This window comes from Micromonospora sp. NPDC005206 (assembly GCF_040608175.1).
GTDB lineage: Bacteria > Actinomycetota > Actinomycetes > Mycobacteriales > Micromonosporaceae > Micromonospora.
The window spans coordinates 17,100-40,638 of the sequence record NZ_JBEXHU010000015.1 but is presented as its reverse complement, the minus strand read 5'-3'; the positions used below and the strand labels follow the sequence as shown (position 1 = coordinate 40,638).

At 72.8% G+C, this 23,539-nt stretch carries 18 protein-coding genes; 6 read left to right on the top strand and 12 right to left on the bottom strand.

The annotated features are described in order from the left end of the window. Positions 1-2: 2 nt before the first annotated feature. Both ABZU69_RS22980 and ABZU69_RS22975 read right to left on the bottom strand, forming a co-directional pair. On the bottom strand, positions 3-1,481 hold the full coding sequence (locus tag ABZU69_RS22980) for a glutamate--cysteine ligase (protein ID WP_354966395.1): 1,479 nt from the start codon (positions 1,479-1,481) through the stop codon (positions 3-5). A gap of 295 nt (positions 1,482-1,776) precedes the next feature. Then, positions 1,777-2,358 (bottom strand): YceI family protein, encoded by a 582-nt coding sequence (locus tag ABZU69_RS22975; protein WP_354966394.1) that lies wholly within the window; start codon positions 2,356-2,358, stop codon positions 1,777-1,779. Positions 2,359-2,457: 99 nt separating this feature from the next. Here ABZU69_RS22975 and ABZU69_RS22970 point away from each other — a divergent pair, with 99 nt between their 5' ends. Further along, entirely contained in the window at positions 2,458-2,976 is a 519-nt protein-coding gene (locus ABZU69_RS22970; protein ID WP_354966393.1) for a MarR family transcriptional regulator, read from the top strand. A 304-nt stretch (positions 2,977-3,280) separates the two neighbouring features. Here the strand turns inward: ABZU69_RS22970 and ABZU69_RS22965 are convergent, their stop codons facing one another. From ABZU69_RS22965 to ABZU69_RS22955, 3 genes are all read right to left on the bottom strand, one after another. Continuing rightward, positions 3,281-5,974: a helix-turn-helix domain-containing protein gene (locus ABZU69_RS22965; protein WP_354966392.1), complete on the bottom strand. Its 2,694-nt coding sequence runs from the start codon at positions 5,972-5,974 to the stop codon at positions 3,281-3,283. Between the two features lie 140 nt (positions 5,975-6,114). Next, positions 6,115-7,263, bottom strand: a complete 1,149-nt coding sequence (locus tag ABZU69_RS22960) for an acyl-CoA dehydrogenase family protein (protein WP_354966391.1) — start codon at positions 7,261-7,263, stop codon at positions 6,115-6,117. A gap of 76 nt (positions 7,264-7,339) precedes the next feature. Continuing rightward, positions 7,340-8,872: an acyl-CoA carboxylase subunit beta gene (locus tag ABZU69_RS22955; RefSeq protein WP_354966390.1), complete on the bottom strand. Its 1,533-nt coding sequence runs from the start codon at positions 8,870-8,872 to the stop codon at positions 7,340-7,342. Between the two features lie 188 nt (positions 8,873-9,060). Between ABZU69_RS22955 and ABZU69_RS22950 the strand changes: the two genes are divergently transcribed. After that, the gene (locus ABZU69_RS22950) at positions 9,061-9,636 is read left to right on the top strand and encodes a snapalysin family zinc-dependent metalloprotease (RefSeq protein ID WP_354966389.1); all 576 of its coding nucleotides are present in this window, start codon (positions 9,061-9,063) and stop codon (positions 9,634-9,636) included. 60 nt (positions 9,637-9,696) lie between these two features. On the opposite strand, the gene ABZU69_RS22945 is transcribed toward ABZU69_RS22950, so the two are convergent. From ABZU69_RS22945 to ABZU69_RS22925, 5 genes are all read right to left on the bottom strand, one after another. Then, the gene (locus ABZU69_RS22945) at positions 9,697-10,608 is read right to left on the bottom strand and encodes a hydroxymethylglutaryl-CoA lyase (protein ID WP_354966568.1); all 912 of its coding nucleotides are present in this window, start codon (positions 10,606-10,608) and stop codon (positions 9,697-9,699) included. 218 nt (positions 10,609-10,826) lie between these two features. Then, entirely contained in the window at positions 10,827-12,164 is a 1,338-nt protein-coding gene (locus tag ABZU69_RS22940) for a biotin carboxylase N-terminal domain-containing protein (RefSeq protein ID WP_354966388.1), read from the bottom strand. Between the two features lie 72 nt (positions 12,165-12,236). Beyond that, positions 12,237-12,836 (bottom strand): TetR/AcrR family transcriptional regulator, encoded by a 600-nt coding sequence (locus ABZU69_RS22935; RefSeq protein WP_074315637.1) that lies wholly within the window; start codon positions 12,834-12,836, stop codon positions 12,237-12,239. Between the two features lie 71 nt (positions 12,837-12,907). Continuing rightward, entirely contained in the window at positions 12,908-15,799 is a 2,892-nt protein-coding gene (locus tag ABZU69_RS22930; RefSeq protein ID WP_354966387.1) for a hypothetical protein, read from the bottom strand. 2 nt (positions 15,800-15,801) lie between these two features. Beyond that, positions 15,802-17,589 (bottom strand): HSP90 family protein, encoded by a 1,788-nt coding sequence (locus tag ABZU69_RS22925; protein WP_354966386.1) that lies wholly within the window; start codon positions 17,587-17,589, stop codon positions 15,802-15,804. Between the two features lie 119 nt (positions 17,590-17,708). Between ABZU69_RS22925 and ABZU69_RS22920 the strand changes: the two genes are divergently transcribed. Further along, on the top strand, positions 17,709-18,902 hold the full coding sequence (locus ABZU69_RS22920; RefSeq protein WP_354966385.1) for an MFS transporter: 1,194 nt from the start codon (positions 17,709-17,711) through the stop codon (positions 18,900-18,902). On the opposite strand, the gene ABZU69_RS22915 is transcribed toward ABZU69_RS22920, so the two are convergent. Further along, a complete protein-coding gene (locus ABZU69_RS22915; protein ID WP_354966384.1) occupies positions 18,899-20,056 on the bottom strand; it encodes an FAD-dependent oxidoreductase in 1,158 nt (385 codons plus the stop codon). The genes ABZU69_RS22920 and ABZU69_RS22915 overlap by 4 nt on opposite strands. 107 nt (positions 20,057-20,163) lie before the next feature. Here ABZU69_RS22915 and ABZU69_RS22910 point away from each other — a divergent pair, with 107 nt between their 5' ends. The 3 genes from ABZU69_RS22910 to ABZU69_RS22900 all read left to right on the top strand — a co-directional run bounded on the left by ABZU69_RS22910 (position 20,164) and on the right by ABZU69_RS22900 (position 22,550). Further along, positions 20,164-20,745 (top strand): TetR family transcriptional regulator, encoded by a 582-nt coding sequence (locus ABZU69_RS22910; RefSeq protein ID WP_354966383.1) that lies wholly within the window; start codon positions 20,164-20,166, stop codon positions 20,743-20,745. 69 nt (positions 20,746-20,814) lie between these two features. Then, complete coding sequence (locus tag ABZU69_RS22905) at positions 20,815-21,372, top strand: SigE family RNA polymerase sigma factor (protein WP_354966382.1); 558 nt, start codon at positions 20,815-20,817, stop codon at positions 21,370-21,372. Further along, the gene (locus ABZU69_RS22900) at positions 21,369-22,550 is read left to right on the top strand and encodes a hypothetical protein (RefSeq protein ID WP_354966381.1); all 1,182 of its coding nucleotides are present in this window, start codon (positions 21,369-21,371) and stop codon (positions 22,548-22,550) included. The genes ABZU69_RS22905 and ABZU69_RS22900 overlap by 4 nt, the downstream gene beginning before the upstream one ends. 49 nt (positions 22,551-22,599) lie before the next feature. On the opposite strand, the gene ABZU69_RS22895 is transcribed toward ABZU69_RS22900, so the two are convergent. Continuing rightward, on the bottom strand, positions 22,600-23,502 hold the full coding sequence (locus ABZU69_RS22895; protein ID WP_354966380.1) for a sulfurtransferase: 903 nt from the start codon (positions 23,500-23,502) through the stop codon (positions 22,600-22,602). Positions 23,503-23,539 lie beyond the last annotated feature (37 nt).

The following is a 23,539-nucleotide window of genomic DNA, read 5'->3' as shown; positions in this document are numbered from 1 at the left end:
GGTCAGTCGACCGGCCAGGTGTGGACCGGCTCGTTGCCGCGCTGGAGTTCCGCGTAGCGCTGGACCATGTGGTGCAGCGCGGCGGCCCGGTCCATGCCCCGGTGCCGCTCCGCCGCCCAGACCGCCTCGGTCTGCCAGACGGCGCCGTTGCGGCCGGTCCGGCAGCGCTGCTCGATGATGCCGAGCAACCGGTCGCGCTGCGCCGGGGCGACACCGAACCCGTCCAGGCCGGCCGCCGCGGTTGGCAGCAGCTGCTCCAGCACCAGCTTGGTGACCGGCACATCGCCGAGCCGCGGCCAGTGCAGCACGGCGTCCAGGCCGCGTCGGGCGGCGGCGTGGAAGTTCTCCTCGGCGGAGCTGAAGGTGAGCTGGCTCCAGATCGGCCGGTCCGCCTCGGCCAGGCCGCGGGCCAGCCCAAAGTAGAAGGCCGCGTTCGCCAGCATGTCCACCACGGTCGGACCGGCTGGCAGCACCCGGTTCTCCACCCGCAGGTGCGGACGGCCGTTCATGATGTCGTAGACCGGGCGGTTCCACCGGTAGACCGTGCCGTTGTGCAGCCGCAGCTCGCCGAGCTGCGGCACACCGCCGGAGTGCAGCACCTCCACCGGATCCTCGTCCTCGCAGATCGGCAGCAGCGGCGGGAAGTAGCGGACGTTCTCCTCGAACAGGTCGAAGATCGAGGTGATCCACCGCTCGCCGAACCACACGCGGGGTCGTACGCCCTGGGCCTTGAGTTCGTCCGGGCGGGTGTCGGTCGCCTGCTCGAACAGGGCGATCCGGGTTTCGGCCCAGAGCTGACGGCCGTACAGGAAGGGAGAGTTCGCCCCGATCGCCACCTGCACCCCGGCGATGGCCTGGGACGCGTTCCAGTAGTCGGCGAAACTGTCCGGGGCTACCTGGAGGTGGAACTGGAGACTGGTACAGGCGGCCTCGGGGGCGATCGAGTCGGTGTGCGTCCGCAACTGCTCGACGCCGCGGATGTCGAGCTCGATGTCCTCGCCCCGGGCGCCGACGATCTGGTCGTTGAGCACCCGGTAGCGCTCATTGGTGGAGAGATTGTCCTCGACCAGGTGCCCCTCGGTGAGGGTGGGCAGGATGCCGACCAGGACGATCTTCGCGTCGGACTTGGCCGCACGCTCGTCGGCACGGGAGAGGCTGCTGCGCAGGTCGTGTTCGTAGTCGGCGAAGCCGGTGCCCTCGATCAGCCGGGGCTCGGCGTTGAGTTCCAGGTTGAACTGCCCCAGCTCGGTCTGGAAGAGCGGGTCGGCGATGTCGGCGAGGATCTCCTCGTTGCGCATCGCCGGCTCGGCCGCCGAGTCGACCAGGTTGAGTTCGATCTCCAGACCCGTCATCGGCCGGTCGGCGTCGAAGCCGAAGTCGTCCAGCATCAGGGCGAAGACGTCCAGGCATCGCCGGACCTTCTGCCGGTAGCGGACGCGATCCTCCCGGGTGAAGGCGCCCTGCGAGACGTCCCTGCCCATATGTCCTCCCGGCGGCCGGCGCGGTCGGGATCCTGCCGTCCCGAAAAGCGCATTGTGAACCATCCACGTTAGGAGCGCCCACCTGACCGGAGCCAGGGGCCGGTACCGATGATGCGAAACCGGCCCGCGCGGAAGCGCTCGTGGCGCCATCTGTACCCCGTCGGAGCCGTGCCGGACCCGCTGGAGATGCGAACAACCCGTGACACTTCACACGCAGGTGGCGACGGCTGCCGGAGACGACGACGGGCCCGCGCCGACTTGCGGCGCGGGCCCGGCGTACCGGCGATCCGAAGGATCAGGCCTGGCGGACGGCCTCGCCCTCGATCTCGATCTTGATCTTCTTGCCGACCAGCACGCCGCCGGTCTCCAGCGCGACGTTCCAGGTCAGGCCGAACTCCTCGCGGTCGATCTCGGTGCTCGCGGAGAAGCCGAAGATGTCCTGGCCGAACGGGCTGCGGCCGACGCCCTCGAACTCCACCTGCAGCTCGACCGGACGGGTGACGTCCTTGATGGTGAGCTCACCGGTGAGCACGAACTCGTTGCGGCGGTGGGACTTGACGCCGGTGCTGCGGAACTCCAGCGTGGGGTACTTCTCAACCTCCAGGAACTCGGGGCTGCGCAGGTGCGCGTCCCGGTCGTCCTGGGTGGTGTCGATGCTGGCGGCCTGAATGGTCGCGACGACCGACGACTGCAGCGGGTCCTCGGCGATGGTGATGGTGGCGGCCGCCTCGTTGAACTCGCCGCGGACCTTGCTCACCATCATGTGTCGGGCGACGAAGCCGACCCGCTTGTGTGCGGCGTCCAGCGCGTAGGTGCCGGCCGTCGGGATGGTGAGGCCGTCCCAGTCGCGGGTAACCGCATCGATGCTGCTGGTCATGCTGATGTCCTCCAGAAGAATGTTTAGTAGCCCAACGACTGCTTGAGCAACTATAGCCACAGCAATATTCCCTGTGTCAAGTACTGGTACGATGAACGAGTGACCAACGTGTTCGAGGATCCCCGGATCACCGCCGTCGGCCTGCTCTACGAGGTGCACGCCGGGCTCTCGGCCCGGTTCGCCGCCCAACTCGACGAGCAGGGCCTCTCAGTGGTCGAGTTCGAGGTGCTCACCCGACTGGCCCGCTCGCCGGGCAACCAGCTGCGGATGACGGATCTCGCCGCCCAGACCTCCCTGTCCACCAGCGGGGTGACCCGTGTGGTGGACCGGATGGAACGCGACGGGCTGCTCACCCGCCGCGCCTGCCCGTCCGACCGCCGCAGTTCGTTCGCCGTCGTTACCGCCGCCGGCATGCAGCGGCTGGACGAGACCCTGCCCGGGCATCTCCGCATCATCGAGCAGTGGTTCACCGGCCAACTGGACCCCGAGGCCCTGGCCGCACTGCTCGACGGCCTGCGCCGGGTGCGCGACGCCGTTCACCCGTGCGCCACCGCCGGCAGCACCGACACCGCCCCCGAGCAGGAGATCGCCGCCGCCGACGGAGCTGCCCGACCCTGACCGGCGGCGACCGCCCGTCCCTGCGGGCACGGCAAGCGGTCGGCGTACGGACCGGCCTGAGCACGTGTCGCGCCACCGGCAGAAAGACCGGCAGAACTGACCTTGGCAACCGGACCTACCGCTCGGAACAGACTTTCCGCCCCGATCTCGGTGGCAGGCTTCGTGCACCGGGGATTCACCGGGGGGTGACGGCGCGGGCGAACAGCGAGGGGTAGCACCAAGGGGGCTTTTCGTCCGCGCCACTCCCGCCCGACCGTCCGCGATCATGCCGCCCCACGACGACCCGGTGGCCGGCCCGCCGCGACTACCCCACGGCCCGCCCGCCCCGGGCGGCCATCAGCGCGTAGAGCAGTCCCGACTCCTGCGGCAACAGCCGGATGCCACTCTCCTGACAGACCTGGTCGAGCCGGTCCAGGACTGCCGGGTCCGCGGTGCTCGCAGCCAACCCCACCAGCGCCTCCACCACGTCCCGCCGATCCTGAGCGGCCTCGGCGGCAGCGGCGAACCACTCGGCGGCCAGCTCCCGGTCACCCCCGTGCAGCGCCAGGTTCCCCTCGATCAACGCGCAGGTCCCCGCCTCCGGCCCACTCCGGGACAGCACCGCGTCGTCCGCGCGCGGTCGTGGCAGCCCGGCCCGCTCCACCCACGATCGCACCGGTACGGCCACCGCGACCTCGCCGATCCCCGCCCGCAGCTCGGTGAGCACCTCGTTCGCCTCCGCACCGCGACCGTCCTGGGCGAGCGCCAACCCGACCGTGCCGAGCACCCGGCGCCGATGCCCCGGATCACCCAGCTCGGACAACGCCGCCACGGCGCGTCGGCCCTGGTCGACGGCGTCGGCGTACCGGCCCTCCAGACGGGCGACCTCGGCGCGGTTGGCCCAGGCCAGCACCCGCAGCCGCTGCTCACCGCCCTCGGCGGCGAGCCGGTCGACGGCGGCCAGTCGCCGGCGCGCCGCAGCCAGGTCACCGACCCGGATGTCGTGCCAGGCGAGGCTGTTCTGGGCCACCGCGAGGTGCCGGGTCCGACCGTCGCGGGCCGCCAGCCGGAGCACCGCCTCGGCCTGCTCGCGGGCCTCGTCGTGCCCACCGACGGTGATCAGCAGCGCGCCGAGCACGGTCCGCGCCTCCAGTTCCCCGGTAACGTCGCGGGCCTGCCGGAACATGTCCAGCGCGGCCCGCGCCGTCGGCAGTTCGTCGGGACCCGCACCGTGCTCGACGGCGAGCCGGGCCACCCCGAGGCTGGCCCAGCCACGCAGGACGGGATCAGCTTGTGCGGTTCGCGGGTCGGCCAGCAACCGGCGCAGCCACTGCCGGCCGGCGACGTCGCGCCCCCGAAACCGCCACCAGCGCGTCAGGCAGGCCGCCAGGCGAAGCGCGGTCATCGGATCGTCGGTGGCCGCGTGGGCCAGCGCGGAGCTGATGTCGCTGCTCACCTGGTCCAGCCGGTGCACCGCATCGGGCAACCGGGGGCCAGCGAGGTCGGTGGCGGCCCCCGCCACCAGGCGGGCGATCACCTCCGCGTGCCGACGCCGGACGCAGGTCAGCTCGCCACCGCCGGCCGCCTGTTCGAGAGCGAAGTCGCGGACCGCGTCGAGCAGCCGGAACCGGAACGGCCCGGTGCCGCGCACGCTCAGCAGGCCCAGTTCGACGAGCCGGTCCAGCACCGGGACCGGGTCGATCGCCACCGTGCCGTCCTGGTCGGCCTCGTCGGCGAGCATCTCCTCGGCCAGCTCCACCGACCACCGGTTGCCGAACATGGCGAGCCGCCGCAGCGCGTCCCGCTCATCCGGCGCGAGCAACCGATAGCTGGTCGCTACCGCGTCCCGCAGGGTGACCGCCGCCACGGCCGGGGCGGCATCGGCGCTGTTCGCCGGGCGGGCGGCCGCATCCGGTCCGTCCCAACCGGGATGGACCGCCGGGTCGGCAGGCGTCGCCAGGTCGAGCACCCGGTCGCCGTACCGGTCGAGCAGCTCGGTGAGGTCGAGGAGCCGGCCCCGGGCGGCCATCAGCTCGATGGCCAGCGGCAGCCCACCCAGCCGGCGGACCAGCGCGGCCAGCGCGGGCAGCTCGTCGGCGGTGGGCGGCTCCCGACGGATCTGGGCGAGCCGGGCGGTGAACAGTGCGACCGCCGGCCACGACCCGAGCGTGGCCGGTCCGGACCGCTCGGCGTCCGGCGGCGGCACGTCGAGCGGCGCGACCGGCCAGACCCGCTCGCCGGGCAGCCCGACCGGATGCCGCCCGGTGACCAGCACCCGCAGCGAGGGCAGCACGCCGGTCAGCCGGTGCAGTGTCTCGGCCACCGGACCGGGTGCGCGCTCCACCGCGTCCATCACCAGCAACGCCGGACGGTCGGCGAGCCGGGCGGTGAGCTCCGGCAGCCGGGCCGCACCGAGTACGGCCATCGAGGCGGCGAGCACGTCCGGCCCGTCCGAGCCCTCGCCGATCAGCACCCCGGCGACGCCGCCCGGGTGGGCGTCGGCAGCGTCGTGCGCGACGGACAACGCCAGTGCGGTCTTGCCGACTCCGGCCAGCCCGACCAGGCTCACCAGCCGGGGACCGTGCTCCGCGGTCAGCATCGCCGCCAGCTCGGTGACGTCGCGGTCCCGGCCGATCAGCGCGACCGGCGGTGGGAGGGCGACCGGCGGGGCGGACCCGATCGGGTCGGCTGCCGACGTGGCGGGGCCGGTGACCGCGAGTGCCGCCAGGGTGACGTCCGGTCGGGGCGGCTCACCGCCGGCCTGACCGCGGGCCGCGGCCAGGAACGCCGCCCGGGCGGCCCCGGTCAGCTCCATAGCTCCGGCGAGCAGCTCGACGGTGGTGCGCTGCGGCCGAACCGATCGCCCGCGCTCCAGGTCACGCACCGTCCGCACGCCCACGCCGGCCCGGTTGGCCAGCTCCGCCTGGGTCAGGCCGGCGGCACGCCGGTGCCCGCGGAGCAGCTCCGCCAGCCCGCTACGACCGGCCGGGCTCCGCGACCGGTCATGATCCGGAGTCATGGGCACGAAGAGTACGGATCGACTCCGACCATCGGCAGTCGAGCGTCGGGCTGCCGACGCCCACTCGCCGATATCCGACAGCGACCGCACGGCCCTGCCGGAGGCGGCGGTCGACCGGCCGCCGGCGAATCCAGCTCCGCTCAGAGGCCCAGATCGCGCGCGATGATCATGCGCTGCACCTCGCTGGTGCCCTCGCCGATCTCCAGGATCTTGGAGTCCCGCCAGAACCGGGCCACCGGGGACTCGTTCATGAAGCCGTAGCCACCGTGGATCTGGGTGGCCTCCCGGGCGTTGTCCACCGCGATGGTGCTGGCGTGCAACTTGGCGATGGCGGCCTGGCGCTTGAACGGCTCACCGGCCAGCATCCGCGCGGCGGCGTCGTAGTAGGCCAGCCGGGCGGTGTGCGCCTTCAGTTCCATGTCGGCGATCTTGAACTGGATCGCCTGGTTGGCACCGATCGGCCGGCCGAAGGCGTGGCGCTCCTTCGCATACTTGATCGACTCGTCGACGCAGCCCTGTGCGAGACCGACGGCCAGTGCGGCGATGGCGATCCGGCCCTCGTCGAGGATCTGAAGGAACTGGGCGAAGCCGCGCCCCCGTTCGCCGAGCAGGTTCGCCGCCGGCACCCGGCAGTCGTCGAAGGTCAGCTCGTGCGTGTCCGACGCGGTCCAGCCCACCTTGGAGTAGCCCGGCGCCACGGTGAACCCCGGCGTGCCGTTGGGCACGATGATGGTCGACAACTCCTTCGAGCCGTCCGGGTTCGTACCGGTCACCGCGGTGACGGTGACGAGGGCGGTGATGTCGGTGCCCGAGTTGGTGATGAACGCCTTCGAGCCGTTGATCACCCACTCGTCACCGTCCAGCACCGCCCGCGTCTGGGTGCCGGCGGCGTCCGAGCCGGTGCCCGGCTCGGTGAGCCCGAAACCGGCCAGCGCCTCGCCGCTGAGCAGCTTCGGCAGCCAGGTCGCGCGCTGCTCGTCGGTGCCGAACCGGTAGATCGGCATGGCGCCGAGCGAGACCGCCGCCTCGAGCGTGATCGCCACGCTGGAGTCGACCCGGGCCAGCTCCTCTAGGGCCAGGCAGAGCGCGAAGTAATCGCCACCCATGCCGCCGTGCTCCTCACCGAAAGGCAGGCCGAACAGGCCCATCTTGCCCATCTGCCGGATCACCTCGTACGGGAAGGTGTGCTGCTCGTAGTGCTCGGCGATGACCGGAGCGACCACCTCGCGCGCGAAGTCCCGCACGCTCTCCCGCAGCGCCGTTTGTTCGTCGGTGAGCCGGAAATCCATCTCATCCTCCTGTGTGGACGGGGCCGCCGGGCGCTCGTGACGCCGGGACGGTTCGCGGTGCTGGTCCGGTCGAGGGTCAGACCGGGGTGACGCCGTGCCGGCGCCGGGAGAAGTGCCGATCCTTGGTACGCGCCGCGGCGAACCGGCGGACCAGCTCGGTACGCAACTCGTGCGGCTCGACGATGGCGTCCACCACCAGCTCGCTGGCGAGCCGGACGACGTCGATGTCCTGCTCGTACTCGGCCCGCTTGGCGGCGACGAAGGCGGCCCGCTCGTCCTCGTCCGGGATGGCGGCGATCTTGTTGGCGTAGACCGCGTTCACCGCCGCCTCGGCCCCCATCACCGCGATCTTCGCGCTGGGCAGCGCGATGGTGGCGTCCGGCTCGAACCCGGGGCCGGCCATCGCGTAGAGGCCGGCGCCGTACGCCTTGCGGACCACCACGCAGATCTTCGGCACGGTCGCCTCGGAGATGGCGGTGATCATCTTCGCGCCATGCCGGATGATGCCCTGCTTCTCCACCGCGCTGCCAACCATGAAGCCGGGCACGTCGCTGAGGAAGAGCAGCGGCACGTTGAACGCGTCGCAGAGCTGTACGAACCGGGTCGCCTTGTCGGCCGAGTCGACGAAGAGCACGCCGCCCTTGAACATCGAGTTGTTGCCGAGCACGCCGACGACCTCGCCGTTGAGGCGACCGAAGCCGATGGTCAGCTCCTTGGCCCAGAGCGCCTGGATCTCGAAGAAGGACCCCTCGTCGAGCAGGCCCTTGACGTACCGCCGCATGTCGAACGCCTGCCGCTCGCTGGCCGGCACCAGCGCGGCCAGGTCGGCCTTGGCGGGCGCGGCGACGGCCTCGGCGGCCGGCGGCGCCTGGGTCCAGTTGGCCGGCAGGTACGACAGGTAGGTCTTCACCACGTCGAGCGCGTCGGCCTCGGTCTTGCAGAGGAAGTGCCCGACGCCGGACTCGGCGGTGTGCACCTTGGCACCGCCCATGGCCTCCAGCGTGGTCTTCTCGCCGGTGACCATCTCGACCATCCGGTCGGAGCCGAGGTACATGCTGGCGTTGCCGTCGACCATGGCGACCACGTCGCAGAACGCCGGAATGTACGCCCCACCTGCGGCGCTGGGGCCGAACAGCGCGCACACCTGCGGGATCGAGCCCGAGGCGCGCACCTGGTTCCAGAAGATCTTGCCGGCGCCGCGCCGGCCGGGGAAGAGGTCGACCTGGTCGGTGATCCGGGCGCCGGCCGAGTCGACCAGGTAGACCATCGGCACGCCGGCGCCGTACGCCCGCTCGATGATCCGGATGATCTTCTCGACGGTGCGGGCGCCCCAACTGCCGGCCTTGACGGTGGAGTCGTTGGCCATCAGGCAGACCTGCCGGCCGTCGATGGTGGCGGTGCCGGTGACCACGCCGTCGGCGGGCAGCCCTTCGGCCAGCGCATTGGCGTAGAGGCCGTCCTCGACGAACGAGCCCTCGTCGACCAGGAGCGCGACCCGCTCCCGGGCGAAGAGTTTGCCCTTGGCCGCGTTCGCCGCGTGGTACTTGTCCGCGCCGCCGGACCGGGCCCGCTTGCGCAGCTGCTCCAGCGCCTCACCGTCGAGCGTCACGCTGACTCCCTCGCCGTACTGACCTGAACGATCGTTAGGCTATCGCATTCGCGCGACGCCCGGCGACCCATGGGCGGACCGGGCAGCCGGGTGGTGCCCGGAGGCTGCGGATTCAAACCAAACATTGAAATCTATTAATCTATGTCGCTAGGCTCCTGACACCCCCTCCTCCCGGATTGGAGTCAGCGATGACCTCACGACTCAATCGGCTCGCGGTCGCGTTCGTCGCGACGGCGCTCGCCACCCTCGGCGTCACGGTCGCCAACCCGTCGCCCGCGTCCGCCGCCATGACCATCTGCTACAACACCAGCCAGGCGGGAAGCTACGCCGGCACCGCCAACCAGGCCGCCTCGATCTGGAACAACGCCACGTCGAACCTGACGCTCTCCGCGAACTGCGGCTCCAACCTGCGGATCTACCGGATCACCGGCGGCGGCTCGTACGCCGTCCGGACCAGCCTCGGCAATGGCCGGGTCTACATCGACACCCAGCAGGCCGCCCAGTACAGCGTGCTGCGGATCATGACCCACGAGATCGGGCACATCCTCGGCCTGCCGGACAACTACAACGGGAACTGCTCGCTGCTGATGTCCGGCGGCAGCGCCGGCACCAGCTGCACCAACCCGTACCCGAGCACGACCGAGGCGAACCGGGTGAGCAACCTCTTCGCCGGCACCTTCGCCGCCACCGAGCGCAGCGCGGACCGCGCCGGAGCGGACATCTTCCGCGACAGCTGGCCGAGCATGCTCACCTCGGTGGGCTGATCGACCGGGTACGTCGGAGGGGCCGGCATCGTGCCGGCCCCTCCCCGCGTTTGTGAGCGGTCAGCTCGGCATCGGCGTCAGTCGGGTGCGGGGGCCGGCGCGCAGCACCCCGGAGGGCAGCTTCTTGCCGAGCAGGTGCTCGGCCAGCTCGGCCGCCTCGATCAGGGCGGCCAGGTCGATGCCGGTGTCGATGCCCATGTCGTGCAGCATGTGCACGGCCTCCTCGGTGGCCAGGTTGCCGCTGGCCCCCGGCGCGTACGGGCAGCCGCCCAGGCCGCCGACGCTGGCGTCGAACTCGGTCACCCCCAACTCCAGCGCGGTCAACAGGTTGGCCAGCGCCGTACCCCGGGTGTTGTGGAAGTGCAGCAGCACCGGCACGTGCGCGTTGCGGTCGCGTACCGCGGTCAGCAGCTCGCGGACCCGGCGCGGAGTGCCCATGCCGGTGGTGTCGCCGAACGCGACCCGGTCCGCGCCGTCCCGGACCACCCGATCCACGATGCCGGCCACCCGCTGCGGGTCGATGTCCCCCTCGTACGGGCAGCCGAAGCTGGTCGCCACGATCACCTCGACCCGCGCGGAGGCGCCGTGCAGCAGGTCGATCAGCTCGGCGATGTCGTCCAGCGACTCGTCCGTTGAACGGTTGACGTTGCGCCGGTTGTGCGTGTCGCTGGCCGAGACCACCACCTCGATCTCGGTGAACCCGGCGGCGAGGGCCCGCTGGGCGCCCCGCGTGTTCGGCACCAGGGCCGAGTAGCGCACCCCGTCGGCCCGGACCGCCCGCCGCCACACCTCGTCGGCGTCGGCCATCTGTGGGATCGCCTTCGGGTGCACGAACGACACCGCCTCGATCCGGCGTACGCCGCTGCCGGAGAGCGCGTCGAGCAGCCGCACCTTGGCGTCGGTCGGGATCGGGTCCTCGTTCTGCAGCCCGTCTCGCGGCCCGACCTCGCGGATCGACACGGAATCTGGCAACTGGCTCATCGGTCACCTCGCTGTGACGTCGGATCGGGGCGGGTTGTCGGCTGCACCGCGCCCTTTGCACTGCTTCAACGGACGCAACGGCGACTGTCCGGTATCCGGACGACCGCTGTCGCCTCCAGGTAAGCAGAGCAAAGGGCTCGGCTGCCAGTGCCGCCGGGTCGCCGGGACGGCGGCACTGGCAGGCCCGGCCACACTGGCAGCCCGGCGGATCAGCGCATGCGGGAGACGATGCCGGTGTCGTAGGCGCCGGAGAGGAACTCCTCGTTCTCTAGGAGCTCGGCGAAGAAGGGCAGGTTGTTCTTCGGGCCCTCGATCTGGAAGGCGGCGACCGCCGTCCGGGCCCGCTCGATCACCTCGCCGCGGGTGGCGCCACTGATGATCAGCTTGGCCATCAAGCTGTCGTAGAACGGGGTGACGGTGTTGCCCTCGGTGTAGCCGGAATCCACCCGGACCCCGTCGCCGGTCGGTTCCACCCAGGTCCTGACCACGCCCGGGCCGGGCAGGAAGCGCTTCGGGTCCTCGGCGTTGATCCGCATCTCGATGGCGTGCCCGCTCGGTGCCAGCGCGTCCGGATCGAAGGTCGGCGCCAGCCCAGACGCCACCCGCAGCTGCTCCTCGACCAGGTCGACGCCGTAGACGTACTCGGTCACCGGGTGCTCCACCTGGAGCCGCGTGTTCATCTCCAGAAAGAAGAACTCGTTCGTAGATGGATCGAGCAGGCACTCCACCGTGCCCGCGTTGCGATAGTTCACCGCCTCACCGGCGCGTACCGCGGCGGCCAGGAAACGCTCGCGCAGCTCCGGCGAGACCGCCGGGGACGGCGACTCCTCGACCAGCTTCTGGTTACGCCGCTGCACCGAGCACTCCCGCTCGCCCAGCGCCACCACCCGGCCGTCGGCCAGGCCGAGGATCTGCACCTCGACATGGCGCACCCGGGGGAAGTACCTCTCGATCAGCACCGAGCCGTCGCCGAACATCCGCTCGGCGAACGCGCGCACCTTGTCGTACTCGGTGCGCAGCGCGGCCTCGTCGACGGCCACGCCCATACCCATGCCGCCGCCACCGGCGGCGGCCTTGACCATCACCGGGTAACCGATCCCGGCGGCGGCCGTCACCGCCCTGTCCAGGTCGGCGGCCGGGTCGGTGGTGCCGGGCGCGACCGGAACGCCGGCCGCCGCCATCAGGTTCCGGGCGTTGATCTTGTCGCCCATCGCGGTGATCGCGTCCGCGCCGGGGCCGACCCAGATCAGGCCGCTCGACTCGACGGTACGGGCGAACTCGGCGTTCTCCGACAGGAAGCCGTACCCGGGGTGGATGGCCTGCGCTCCGGTCGACTTCGCGGCGGCGAGGATCGCCTCGGTGTTGCGGTAGCTCTGCGCCGGGTTCGGCGGGCCGATGAGGACCGCCTCGTCCGCCTCGGCGACGAACGGCAGATGGGCGTCGGCCTCCGAGTACACCGCGATCGCGCGGATGCCGAGCCGCTTGGCGGTACGGATGATCCGGCGGGCGATCTCGCCCCGATTGGCGACCAGCAGTGACTCGATCATGTTTCCTCCCGGCGTCCGGATGTTGGGACGGTTGTCAGGAAACCATGCCCGGTACGCCGGTGACGAGTCGGCTCAGGCGAGCAGCGCGGCCAGGGCGGCGTCGCGCAGCAGCTCGGCGCGGCGTCGGCGGTCCACCTCGCCACCGAGGAACGGAGTCGAGTTCATCAGGCCGAACGCGGCGTGCGCCAGCACCCGCGCCTCGCCGTCGGGCATGCCCGGGTGCAGCGCGGTGAGCACCGTCACCCACTCCTCGACGTAGAGCCGTTGCAGCCGGCGGATCCGCCGCCGCGGCTCGTCCGGCAGGCGGTCCAGCTCGTGCAGGTGCAGCGCGATCACCGCCGGGTTGGCCAGCGCGAACTCGACGTGGAAGTCGATCAGCGACTCCAGTACGCCGCGCGGGTCGTCCGGGTGCCCGGCGGAGCGTTCCCGCCCGCCGGCCAGCAGCCCCTCACTGACCGGGATCAGCGCGGCGGCGAGCATCGCCTCCTTGCCGGCGAAGTGGTGGTAGAGCGCCGGACCCGTGACCCCGGCGGCCGCGCCGATGTCGTCCATCGACACCCCGTGGTAGCCCCGGGCGGCGAACAGACCGACCGCGATCTCCAGGATCTCGTCCTTGCGGGACCGGCGCCGGCCCGCACCCGCCGCGCCCCGTGCCTGCTGCTCCACCGTCACGGGGCAAGCGTAGACCGCGGGCCGCGCGCGATGGTTACCGGTCAGTTGCGCAGGCCGCACCGTCGGTCGGGTCAGTCGTCCTGGTCGAGGTCGTGCTCCTCCCGCAGCGCCGCGGCCTCCTCCGGCCGGTCCAGCAGGTCCAGCGCGCGGGCCAGCAGCCAGGCGGTCTGGTGCACCGGCCGCGAGTCCGCCGGAAGGCCACCGAGCACCCGGCGCAGCAGCGGCTCCGCCTCGGCCGGACGGTCCAGGCGCAGCAGCAGCTCACCGATGAGGATCTCCACCTGCGCGGCCTCGCCGAACGCCTCGATCGACCGCAACCGGTCAGGCACCCCGACCAGTCGGCCCAGCGCCTCGTCCGGCCGATCCTCCCCGGTCAGCACCCGCGCTCCGGCCTCGGCGGCTATCGCCAGCTCGTACGTCACCGGCGGCGACTGCTCCGGCTGCCCGGCCAGCGTCGCCGCCAAGCCGTCCACCAGCTCGATGGCGCGTACCGCCGACGGCCGGTCATCGGACCAGAACCAGGCGTACGCCTCCCGCCGGCGGGCCCGCAGCTCGTCGAGCGGCAGGTCGGCGAGCCGGTACGCCGTGGCGGCAGCCGCGAACCGCTCGGCGGCCACCGCGTCCCGGTCGGCGTCGTAGAGGATCCCGCCGGCCTCCTCCAGCACCTGCGCGCGGTGCGGGAGGTTGTCCGGGCCGTCCAGGTTGTCGGCCAACCGCTCCAGCAGTGCCAGCGCCGGGTCGATCTCGCCGAGCCCGGCGTAGACACCGGCCAGCAGGTGCCGACAGCGGTCCGCCTCCGCCTGGGCGCCGAGCCGGTCCAGACCGAGGACGGCCTCCTCGGCGACCTCGGCCGCCTCACCGAGCCGACCCACGATCCGGTACGCGTTCGCCAGCTCCCAGCGCAGGAAGGCGTCCCCCTCGGCGCCCCGCTCCACGCAGAGCGTCACCGCCTCGACGAAGTCGTCCACCGCGTCGGGGGCCCGCCCGGCGGAGAGCAGCGCCCGGGCCCGGGCGACCCGGACCGGCAGCTCCGCAGCCGCCGGCGCCACGGCCAGCGCCTCGTCGCAGGCGGCCACGGCGTCGGCCGGATCGTCCACCGTCCTGACGTACGTCAGGCAGGCCGCCGTGATCAGCTCGCCGACGCCCAGCTCACGGCCGATCCGGCGGGCCTCGTCGGCGGCCGCGCGGGCCTCGTCGACGCGGTCCGACTGCTCCAGCAGGTGTGCCCGGTGCAGCGCGATCCGGGCCGCCAGATGCCGGTCGCCGCCCGCGTCTGCGGGCACCCGGTCGAGCGCGGCGCCCGCCTCCGCCCAGCGTTCCCGGTGCAGCAGCGCCAGCGCCACCCGATCGTGCCCGGCGGCGCGCTGTCGCGCGTCGCCGAGCCGGTCCAACACCTCGGCCGCGGCTCGGACCAGCGCCAGCCCCTCCTCGGCGTCGTCGTCGGAGCGGGTCAGCAGCACGCCGAGCCGCCCGGCGACCACCTGGGCGGGCACCTCCTCGGCCGCCTCCCGGTACCGGCTCAGCGCCGCCCGGTTCATCTCGATCGCGCCCGCGATGTCGTCCTCGTCGCCGCGCTCGGCCGCCCGCAGCGCCAGCCGGTGCGCGGCCGTACGCGGTGCGAGGTCGTCGGTGCCGAACCGGTCGTCGCAGGCGGCCAGCGCCGCCCGGAACGTGGCCCGGTCGTGCCGGCCCCAGCTCTCCTCGGCGAGGGTCAGGAGCTCGTCCGGGCCGGCGTCGGCGGGCAGGGCCACGGTGGTCTCGTCGCCGGCCCGCGCCCGGTCGGAGGTGGCCGGTGACGCACCCCGGTCCCGGTGGATGCCCGGCTCGTCCCCGGACGGGCGGGCCGGGCGGCGGCGGACGCTGGCGGAGAGCGGCAGGTGCGCACCGCTCGCTCGCACGGCGAGCCGACTGGCTATCCACTCCGACTGGTGTGCGGTGCCGTTGCGGGCGTCGAAGCGGGCGGCCAGCGCGGTCGCGGTCTCCGCCAGCTCGTCGGCGAGCGTCAGCGCGGGCACCTCGCCGGCCGGCCGACCATCGGCGGCACGGCGGTACACGGTGGGTGCGCCGATCCGGCCGGCCTGGCGCAGCGCGGCGGCGGCGGTCGCCGCGAAGTGCATCGCGGCGGCCGGCGACGGCGGCCGGTCCAGCCAGTCCAGGTGCCGTTCGACCAGCTCCACCGCCCGCGCCTCGTTGCCGGTCAGCGTGCAGAACTCGATGTGGTCGCCGATGTCCCACAGGTCGGCGAGGTTGCCGCGCAGCCGGCGGTACGCCTCCCGGTGCGCGTCCCGCGCCGACTCACCCCGCCCGGTGCGCAGATACGGCAGGAGCAGCGCGGTGAGGATCGCCTGCGGCTGCTCGTTGCAGGTGAGCCGACCGGCGAGCACCGGCTCGGCCAGCGCCACCGCCTCGGCGTCCCGCCCGGTGTCGGCGAGGTAGCCCACCTGGCTCGTCGGGTCACAGCCGGCGCAGTCGGAGAGTTCGTCGCGCGGGGTGGTCTGCCAGAGCCGGTACCAGTGCGCGGCCGCCTCCGCGTCACCGACGTGGTCGGCGACCCGGAACCGGTGCTTGTGGACGGTCTGCAGGCTGTGCCCGCCGGCCCGGTAGCGCCGTTCCATGTCGTCCAGCACCCCGTACGTGCGGTCCAGCGGCACGTCCGGGAACTTCAGCAGGCCGGACACCATGTACTTGAAGTGCCACAGCAGTTGGTGCAGGTGGCGCTGGTGGTAGGGCTGCGGATCCCGGTCGAACTCGGACAGGCACCAGGAGAACGTCACGAAGGACTTCGCCGACTCGCCGCCGTAGACGTACCCGGTGGTGGCCTGCATCCGGGTCACGAAGGCGAGATGCCGGTCGTCCGCGGCGTCCACCCGGCGCAGCAACTGCTCCAGCGCGGCGATCTGCCCCGCCCCGTACGGCATGTCGGCGATGCCGCGCAGCACCCGCCACAGGTCCTCGTCGGCCATGGTCACTCCCGTCCTGGCACGGCCCGGCCGAGCAGGCCGAGGAAGGAATCGTTCAGCAGCGCGGCGTCGGCCGCGCGGATCGGATGGTGGCCGAGCAGCAGCGCCTGCCCGTACAGCGCCTCGACGGCGAGCCCGACCAGCTCCGGGTCGGCCAGCATGGTGACCCGGCGGACCAGCGGGTTGCGGTGGTTGAGCACCAGCTGCGGGCGGTCCGGCGGAGCGGTGGCGGCGAGCGCGTCGAGCACTCCGCCCCACAGCTCGTCGGCCCGGTCCCGGCTGGCCGCGAGCTGGTCGTTGAACGCCGCCGACCGGCTGACCAGGTAGAGCGCGGGCAGCGAGACCGGGTCGTACGCCCGGATGACCACCTCGCAGCCGGAGCGCTCGACGGCCCGCTGCGCCGCGGTGAGGAACGGCCGCAGGGCCAGCTCCACCTGCGGGTCGAGACCGTCGAAGCGGGTGGTGAGGTCGCTCGGCTCCAGCCGCTCGATCAGCACCGAGCGGTCCACCGTCGGCAGCCGCTCGATCAGCTCGGTGTCGTAGGTGTAGCCGGCGTTGACCACCGCCAGGTCCTGTGCGGCGGCCACCGCGGCGAGCTGGCGGAACTCGTCGAGGCTCGCCGCGTAGCGGAGCACTCCGTAGCGCTCCCGGAACTCGGCGAGGGTGAGCGTGCCGACGTTGGTGTCCATCGGCCACCACCGGTCGACCAGTCGGAGCATCTCGTCGTCGTGCAGCGCCAACGCCTTCACGCCGAGGTGGTGCACCTGAAGGAACTCGGCGAGCCGGTGCGGGTCGTGCCGCGCCAGCCGGACCAGCCAGCCGCGTACCTGGTCGCCGAGCGCCTCCCGGGTGGCGGTCAGCAGGGTGTCCTCGTAGAGGGCCTCCCGGCTGGCGGTCGGGCGCAACTCGGTCGCGTCCACCACGCAGTGCGCGAAGAACGCCCAGTCGGGCAGGAGCCCGTCGGCGTGCTCGGTGAGCAGCATCCGCTTGAGGTAGACCCGGTGCCCGGCCCGGGCCGCCGGGTTCACCGGGGTGGGCAGGATGAAGGCGACACCGGTCAGCCCGGCCTCCGGCACGCTCAGTGGCACCACGTCGAACGGGTCGACGCCGAGCATCTCCCGGGCGTACGAAATGAGCGCCGCCCGGTCGACCGGCGCTCCCGCCGTGGTCGGCCAGGGTGGCTCACCGGTGGTGGTGACCACGTCGCCGACGCGGACGGTGACCGGCAGCAGGGAACCGAAGAGCCGGGCCAGGTCGGTGACGGTCGGGGTGCTGAACCACTGGTCGGCGTCGCGGCGGGGCACCAGCGTGACCGTCGTGCCCGGCTCGGGGCGGGCGGCCTCCGGCGGCGCCACGGTCACCGAGTAGCGGCCGTCGGCGTACCCGGTCCAGCGGACCGTGGGGTGGTCCCCGTGCCGGGTGAGCACCCGGATCTCGTCGGCCACCAGGAAGCAGGAGAGCAGGCCGATGCCGAACTGGCCGAGGAACTCGTGCCGGGAGAAGCCGAGCTCGTCGCGCTTGGAGCTGCGGCCGATGGTGGCCAGCAGCTCGTGCACCTGCGCCTCGGTGAGGCCGATGCCGGTGTCGTGCACCCGAAGCGTGCCGTCGCCGGTGCTGTCCGGCGGCTCGATGCGGACCAGCGCGGAAGCGTCCGGCTCGCTGGCACGCCGGGCGGTGATCGCGTCCACCGCGTTCTGCAGCAGCTCACGGACGTAGACCCGCGGGCTGCCGTAGAGGTGATGACTGAGCAGGTCGACCACGCCACGCAGGTCGACCTGGAAGGTGTGGTCCACGCCTGAGTTCTCCCCGGTCCGATGCCGGCGCCCACCGTACCGATGATCACCGACACGTGCGTCCCCCTTTCGCCCGGCGGTTTGACCCTCGACCCAGTCGAACCCGCACGGTCACCGCCATGACCTCCTCCGTTCTGGGCCGGGATTTCCGGCTGCTCTGGTCCGCCGCCGTCTCCTCGCGGTTGGGGGACGCGCTGCGTACGCCGGCCTTGGCGCTGCTGGCCGCGACGATGACCCACGATCCCCGGGTCATCGCGGCGGTCACCGTGGTCGCTCAGCTACCGCCGTTGCTCTTCGGCCTGCTCGGCGGTGTGTACGCGGACCGTTGGGACCGCCGGCGGACGATGGCCCTGGTGGACGGGGCCCGCGCCGTCGTGGTAGCGGCGCTGGCCGTGGCGGTTGCCTTCGACCGGGCCGGCGTCCTGGCGCTGCTGGTGGCCGCGTTCCTCCTCGCCGCGTTGGGCACCCTGTTCGACGCCGCCTCGTTCGCGCTGCTTCCCGCGCTGGTGCCGCCGGCCGCGCTGCCCCGGGCGAACGGCCGACTCCAGGCGGGCACGGCGGTGGCCGGCGGCTTCCTCGGCGCACCCGCCGCCGGCGTTCTCTTCGCCGCCGCCCCCGCTCTCCCGTTCACCGTCGACGCCGTCACCTTCGCGGTGGCCGCCCTGCTCGTCCTGGCCCTCACCCCGATACCCGCTCCGCACGCCGTGGCCGGAGTTCGGCGGGGGTCGGTCTGGGGCGAGATCGTCGAGGGGATGCGGTGGCTGCGTGGGCACCGGACACTGTGGCGGGTCACCCTGCTGGCCGCCGCGAGCAACCTGGCGATCAGCGGGCTGCTCGCGGTGCTGGTGCTCTACGCGCTGGACGTGTTGCGGGTGCCGCCGGCCGGGTACGGCCTGTTCGCCGCGGGGGCGGTCGTCGGCGGCGTGGCCGGGGCGCTCGGGTCGGGTCGGCTCGCCGCCCGGCTCGGCACGGTGACCGCGCTGCGCGTGGTGCTCGCCGTGCAGACCGTCGCGTTGGCCGGGTTCGCGCTGGCCCGGCATCCGGTGCCGGGCGGGATCGCGCTGGCCGTCTTCGCCGCCGGCACCGTGGTGTGGAACAGCCTGTGCGCGTCGTACGGGCAGCGGCACGTGCCGAGCGGACTGCTCGGTCGGGTGGGTGCCGCCCAGCGGATGGTCGGGCTGCTCACCGCACCGGTGGGCGCGGCGGTGGCCGGGCTGGTCGCCGCGGAGTACGGAACCGTGCCGGTGGCGGGTGCGGCGGCCGGGACGTTCGCACTGGTCACTCTGGCGGCGTGGCGGACACTGCGGGACTAGCCCGGCGTTCGTTCCCGGTGGGACAGCCCGGACAGGCGCAGCGCGATCTGGCGCCGGGCCGGCGGTAGGGCACCGAGCAGCCGGAGCAGCACGTCGCGTACCGGCCGGCGGGCCGGGGAGAGGGTGGCCAGCCTGGTCAGCCCGGCGGCGAAGCTGAGCACGTCCTCGGCCATCGGGCGCTGCCGGGCGGTGTAGTCGTCCAGCAGCGTCTGCGGACCGCCGCCGAGCACATCGGCCAGCGCGGTGCCGAGCGCCACCGCATCGCAGATGCCGAGGTTCATGCCCTGCCCGCCGGCGGGACTGTGCACGTGCCCCGCGTCGCCGGCCAACAGCACCGGTCCGGACCGGAACGTGTCGGCGATCCGGTGGTGCACCCGGAACCGGGATCCCCAGAGCACTTCGGTGACCCGTTCGGGTTGCCGCGTCGGGCCGCGCTCGTCGAGCAGCGCCTGGAGGTACGCCGGGTCGGGCTCGGCCGGCGCGGTCGGCGCGGCGGCGACCAGCCGCACCACCCCGTCCGGGAGCGGCGCCCAGATCAGCGGCCCGGACCGGGCGAGGAAGAGCGCCGCCTCGTCGCGGGGCAGGGCGCTGTCCACCCGCACGTCGGCCAGCACGAAGGACTCCTCGTCGCTGGGGCCGGTGAAGCCGATGCCGGCCAGCCGCCGGACCGTGCTGTGCAGGCCGTCCGCGCCGACCACGAACCGGGCGCGCACCTCGGCCCCGTCGACCTGCGCGAGCGCCCCGTCAGCGGTCCGGCTCAGACCGGACATCTGGCACGGCCGCCGGACCTGGACGCCGAGGTCGGCCAGGCGCTCGGTGAGCACGGCCTCGGTGACCGCCTGGGAGACCATCAGCGCGTAGGGGAAGCGGGACGGCAGCTGGTGGAACGGGACCGACAGCAGCACCCGGTCCCGGTCGCGGACGGTGAAGCGCGGCGCCCGCACCCCCTGGGCGACCAGCGGCGCCGCGGCGCCGATCCGGTCCAGCTCCTCCAGGGTGTACGCGTGCACGACGGCCGCGCGGGAGGTCACCGGCGGGCTGGCGAGTTGGTCCACCACGGTCACCTCGAATCCGCGGCGGGCCAGTGTCAGTGCGGCGGCGAGGCCTGTTGGCCCGGCTCCCACCACCAGAACGTCGGTATGCGTGGGCAGCATGGCCACCTCCCGGACGACCGTTGCCAACAGCTGTTGGCAAACACTTGTTGGCAACGCTAGAGCGCAGCTCATTGTGTGTCAACAGCCGTTGGCATACGGTCGTTGACATGACAGCGCCCGCCCACTCCGCCCAGCCCCGCCGCTCGGACGTCACCCGGGCCGCGATCCTGCGCGCCGCTCGCGAGCGATTCGCCGCGGACGGGTACGAGCGCGCCACGATCCGGGCCATCGCCGCCGACGCCCGGATCGACCCGTCGATGGTGATGCGCTACTACGGCAGCAAGGAGGGCCTCTTCGCGGCGGCGGCCGAGTTCGACCTACGGCTGCCCGACCTGACCGACGTGCCGCCCGAGCAGTTCGGTGCGGTGCTGGTGCGGCACTTCCTCGCCCGGTGGGAGGGCGACGAGACGCTGGCGGCACTGCTCCGGGCCGCCAGCACCAATCCGGGCGCGGCGGAACGAATCCGCGGCATCTTCGCCGATCAGCTCACCGCGGCCGTGGCGACCTTCGGCACCGACCCGGCAACCACCGCGCGGCGTGCCAGCCTGGTGGCCAGTCAGATCCTCGGCCTCGCCTTCACCCGCTACATCGTCCGCCTGCCGCCGATGGTGGAGCTGGATCCGGAGGAGCTGGTTTCCTGGGTCGCACCAACCCTCCAGCGCTATCTGACCGGGCAGCCGGAGAGCTGACCCAACCTTTTCCCCCTCCCCGTGCGTCTGCCAGGTGACGGCCGAACGCGACGGCCGGGAGGTGGGCGAATGGGACCGGCGGCAAGTGACGGACGTGACGGCTACCTCGCCTTCGTGGAGAGCCACCAGCACCGCCTGCTGCGCGCGGCCTACCTGATCTGCGGCAACCGGCACCAGGCCGAGGACCTCCTCCAGGAGGCGCTGCTCAAGCTGGCGCTGCGCTGGACCACGGTCCGCGACGGCGATCCCGCCGCGTACGTGCGGGCCATCCTCTACCGGGACACGGTGTCGTGGTGGCGTCGCCGGCGGCGGGAACGGCTCAGCGCCGACCCGCCGGAGCAGGTGGCCCCCGACCGCGACGGCGCGCTGCGGCTCACCCTGCACGACGCGCTCGGCCTGCTGCCGCCCCGGCAGCGGGCCGTGCTGGTCCTGCGCTACTACGAGGACCTGACCGAGGTCGCCACGGCCGAGGCGCTCGGCGTGACCGTCGGCACCGTGAAGAGCCAGTGCCACGCGGCGCTGCGGCGGCTCCGCGAGGTGGCCCCGGAACTCGCCCGGGACTCCCGACCGGCCCAGGAGCCGGCGACTCGCGGCGACCTGGCCAGCGGCCTGGAGGTGAACCCGTGAACGAGCAGGACCTGCGTCGGCTGCTGACCGTCAGCGTCGAGGACGTCCGACCCAGCCACCCAGCGGCGGCCGGCTGGGAGCGGGCCCGACGTACCCGGCGTACCCGATGGGCGGTCGGCGCGGTCGCCCTGGCCGTGGCACTGATCGGCGGCGGCACGGTGGCCGCCCTGCGACCGCCCGCGGATCCGCCGCCGGACCATTCGGTGGCCCCGACCGTGGAGCCCAGCCATGCCCCGCCGGTGGTGCGGGCCCCCGCCGAGCTGCCCTTCCCGCCCGACCCGTTGGCCCGGCTCAGCGGCCCGGCGACCGTGCGGCTGTCGGAGCGACCGGTCCAGCGGGCGCTGGCACTGTTCCAGCCTCTGGACGAGGAGAATCACGCGGACGGTCCCGTCCGGATCCTCGGCGACGACGGCGTCGTGCGCAGTCTCGACGTTGTTTCGCTGGCGCCCACCCGGGACGAGGGCGGCAACGAGGCGCCCGCCGTGAAGCCGGGAGTGCTGTCGCCGGACGGCCGATGGGCCGCTTTCGCACAGACCAGCGAGCTGGTCATGGTCGACCTCACCAGAGCGGGCGTGCGCCGGGTCCCGCTCGACGGTTACCTGGAGCTGGTGGTCTGGGCGAACGACCGGGTGCTGGTCGGCGGCGACAACCGGACGTACGCGGTGGACCGGGAGACCGACGCGGCGAGCACCATCGATGTGTCGGCCTGGGACGTCGTGGCACCCGACCCGGCGGCAGGCCGCGAGGCGGCGCTAGTCGAGGTGGGTGGCGAGCGGGGCGGCCTGATGCTGCGCAGCCGGACCGCCCGCGAGGGCACCATCCGCTCCGAAGAGCGGATCACCGGCGACGCGCTGCCCGCGCCGTACCAGGTCAACGAGTTCTATGGCCGGGGTTGGTTGCACGGCGAGCGGCTGGCCCGGGCAGCGTGGATCACCAGCGGCGAGATCGACGGCGCCGAGGGAGTGGCCGTGCTGGACGCCCGCACCGGCGCTGTTTCCCACGTCCTCGACCTGGGCCGGGACCGCGCCAAGGGCTGTTGCGAGGTGCTGGGCTGGGACAAGGAGGGTGCGGTGCTCCTCCGTCTGGAACCGGCCGGCCTGGCACGGTGGCACCCGGAGACCGGCGAGGTCAGCGGTATCGTCCGCGACCTGCCCGGTGTGGTGGCACTGGCTGGCTGAGCACCGTCCCCGCGAGACGACAACGGCCGCGCGGGGACGGTTGGGCCGCTCAGGCGGCGAGGCCGCCCGGCTGGTCGCCCTTCACGACGGGAGCCCGGACCAGGTTGCCCCACTCGGTCCAGGAGCCGTCGTAGTTACGCACCTGCGGGTATCCCAGCAGGTGCCGCAGCACGAACCAGGTGTGGCTCGACCGCTCACCGATCCGGCAGTACGCGATCACGTCGTCGTCCGGGCTGAGGCCGAGCTGGTCGGCGTAGATCGCGCGCAGTTCGTCCGACGACTTGAACGTGCCGTCCTCGTTGGCGGCGGACTTCCACGGCTTGTTCACCGCACCCGGGATGTGCCCGCCACGCAGCGCACCCTCCTGCGGGTAGTCCGGCATGTGCAGCATCTCGCCGGTGTACTCGCCCGGGGACCGGACGTCGACCAGCGGCCGACCCGCGGCGATGTGCGCCATCACCTGCTCGCGGAACGCCCGGAGCGGCGTGTCGTCCCGCAGCGGCACCGGGTAGTCGGCGCGCGGACGGGACGGCTTGTCGCGGGTCACCTCGCGCCCCTCGGCGATCCACTTCTGCCGGCCGCCGTCGAGCAGCCGCACGTCGGCGTGCCCAAAGAGCGAGAAGACCCAGAGGGCGTACGCGGCCCACCAGTTGAAGTTGTCGCCGTAGAAGACCACCGTGTCGCCTCGGCCGATGCCCTTGGCGGCGCACATCTCGGCGAAGCCCTTCGCGTCGAGATAGTCCCGGGTCACCTGGTCGTTCAGCTCCGTGTGCCAGTCGACCTTGACGGCACCGGGGATGTGACCGGACTCGTAGAGCAGCACGTCCTCGTCGGACTCGACCACGACGAGGCCCTCGTCGCCCAGGTGCTCGGCCAGCCAGTCGGTGGTGACCAGCCGCTGCGGGTCCGCGTACGACTGGAGGCGGGGATCAGGATCGTTCGGCACAGACATGATCCCCAAGGTACGCCGCAACCCTGCCCCTCGACCG

Bases quoted from the DNA above. Each gene is read 5' to 3' on its own strand.
- ABZU69_RS22895 (WP_354966380.1), bottom strand. From the start codon at position 23,502: ATGTCTGTGCCGAACGATCCTGATCCCCGCCTCCAGTCGTACGCGGAC.
- ABZU69_RS22940 (WP_354966388.1), bottom strand. From the start codon at position 12,164: ATGATCGAGTCACTGCTGGTCGCCAATCGGGGCGAGATCGCCCGCCGG.
- ABZU69_RS22905 (WP_354966382.1), top strand. From the start codon at position 20,815: ATGGGACCGGCGGCAAGTGACGGACGTGACGGCTACCTCGCCTTCGTG.
- ABZU69_RS22965 (WP_354966392.1), bottom strand. From the start codon at position 5,974: ATGACTCCGGATCATGACCGGTCGCGGAGCCCGGCCGGTCGTAGCGGG.
- ABZU69_RS22960 (WP_354966391.1), bottom strand. From the start codon at position 7,263: ATGGATTTCCGGCTCACCGACGAACAAACGGCGCTGCGGGAGAGCGTG.
- ABZU69_RS22930 (WP_354966387.1), bottom strand. From the start codon at position 15,799: ATGGCCGACGAGGACCTGTGGCGGGTGCTGCGCGGCATCGCCGACATG.
- ABZU69_RS22975 (WP_354966394.1), bottom strand. From the start codon at position 2,358: ATGACCAGCAGCATCGATGCGGTTACCCGCGACTGGGACGGCCTCACC.
- ABZU69_RS22920 (WP_354966385.1), top strand. From the start codon at position 17,709: ATGACCTCCTCCGTTCTGGGCCGGGATTTCCGGCTGCTCTGGTCCGCC.
- ABZU69_RS22915 (WP_354966384.1), bottom strand. From the start codon at position 20,056: ATGCTGCCCACGCATACCGACGTTCTGGTGGTGGGAGCCGGGCCAACA.
- ABZU69_RS22910 (WP_354966383.1), top strand. From the start codon at position 20,164: ATGACAGCGCCCGCCCACTCCGCCCAGCCCCGCCGCTCGGACGTCACC.
- ABZU69_RS22980 (WP_354966395.1), bottom strand. From the start codon at position 1,481: ATGGGCAGGGACGTCTCGCAGGGCGCCTTCACCCGGGAGGATCGCGTC.
- ABZU69_RS22950 (WP_354966389.1), top strand. From the start codon at position 9,061: ATGACCTCACGACTCAATCGGCTCGCGGTCGCGTTCGTCGCGACGGCG.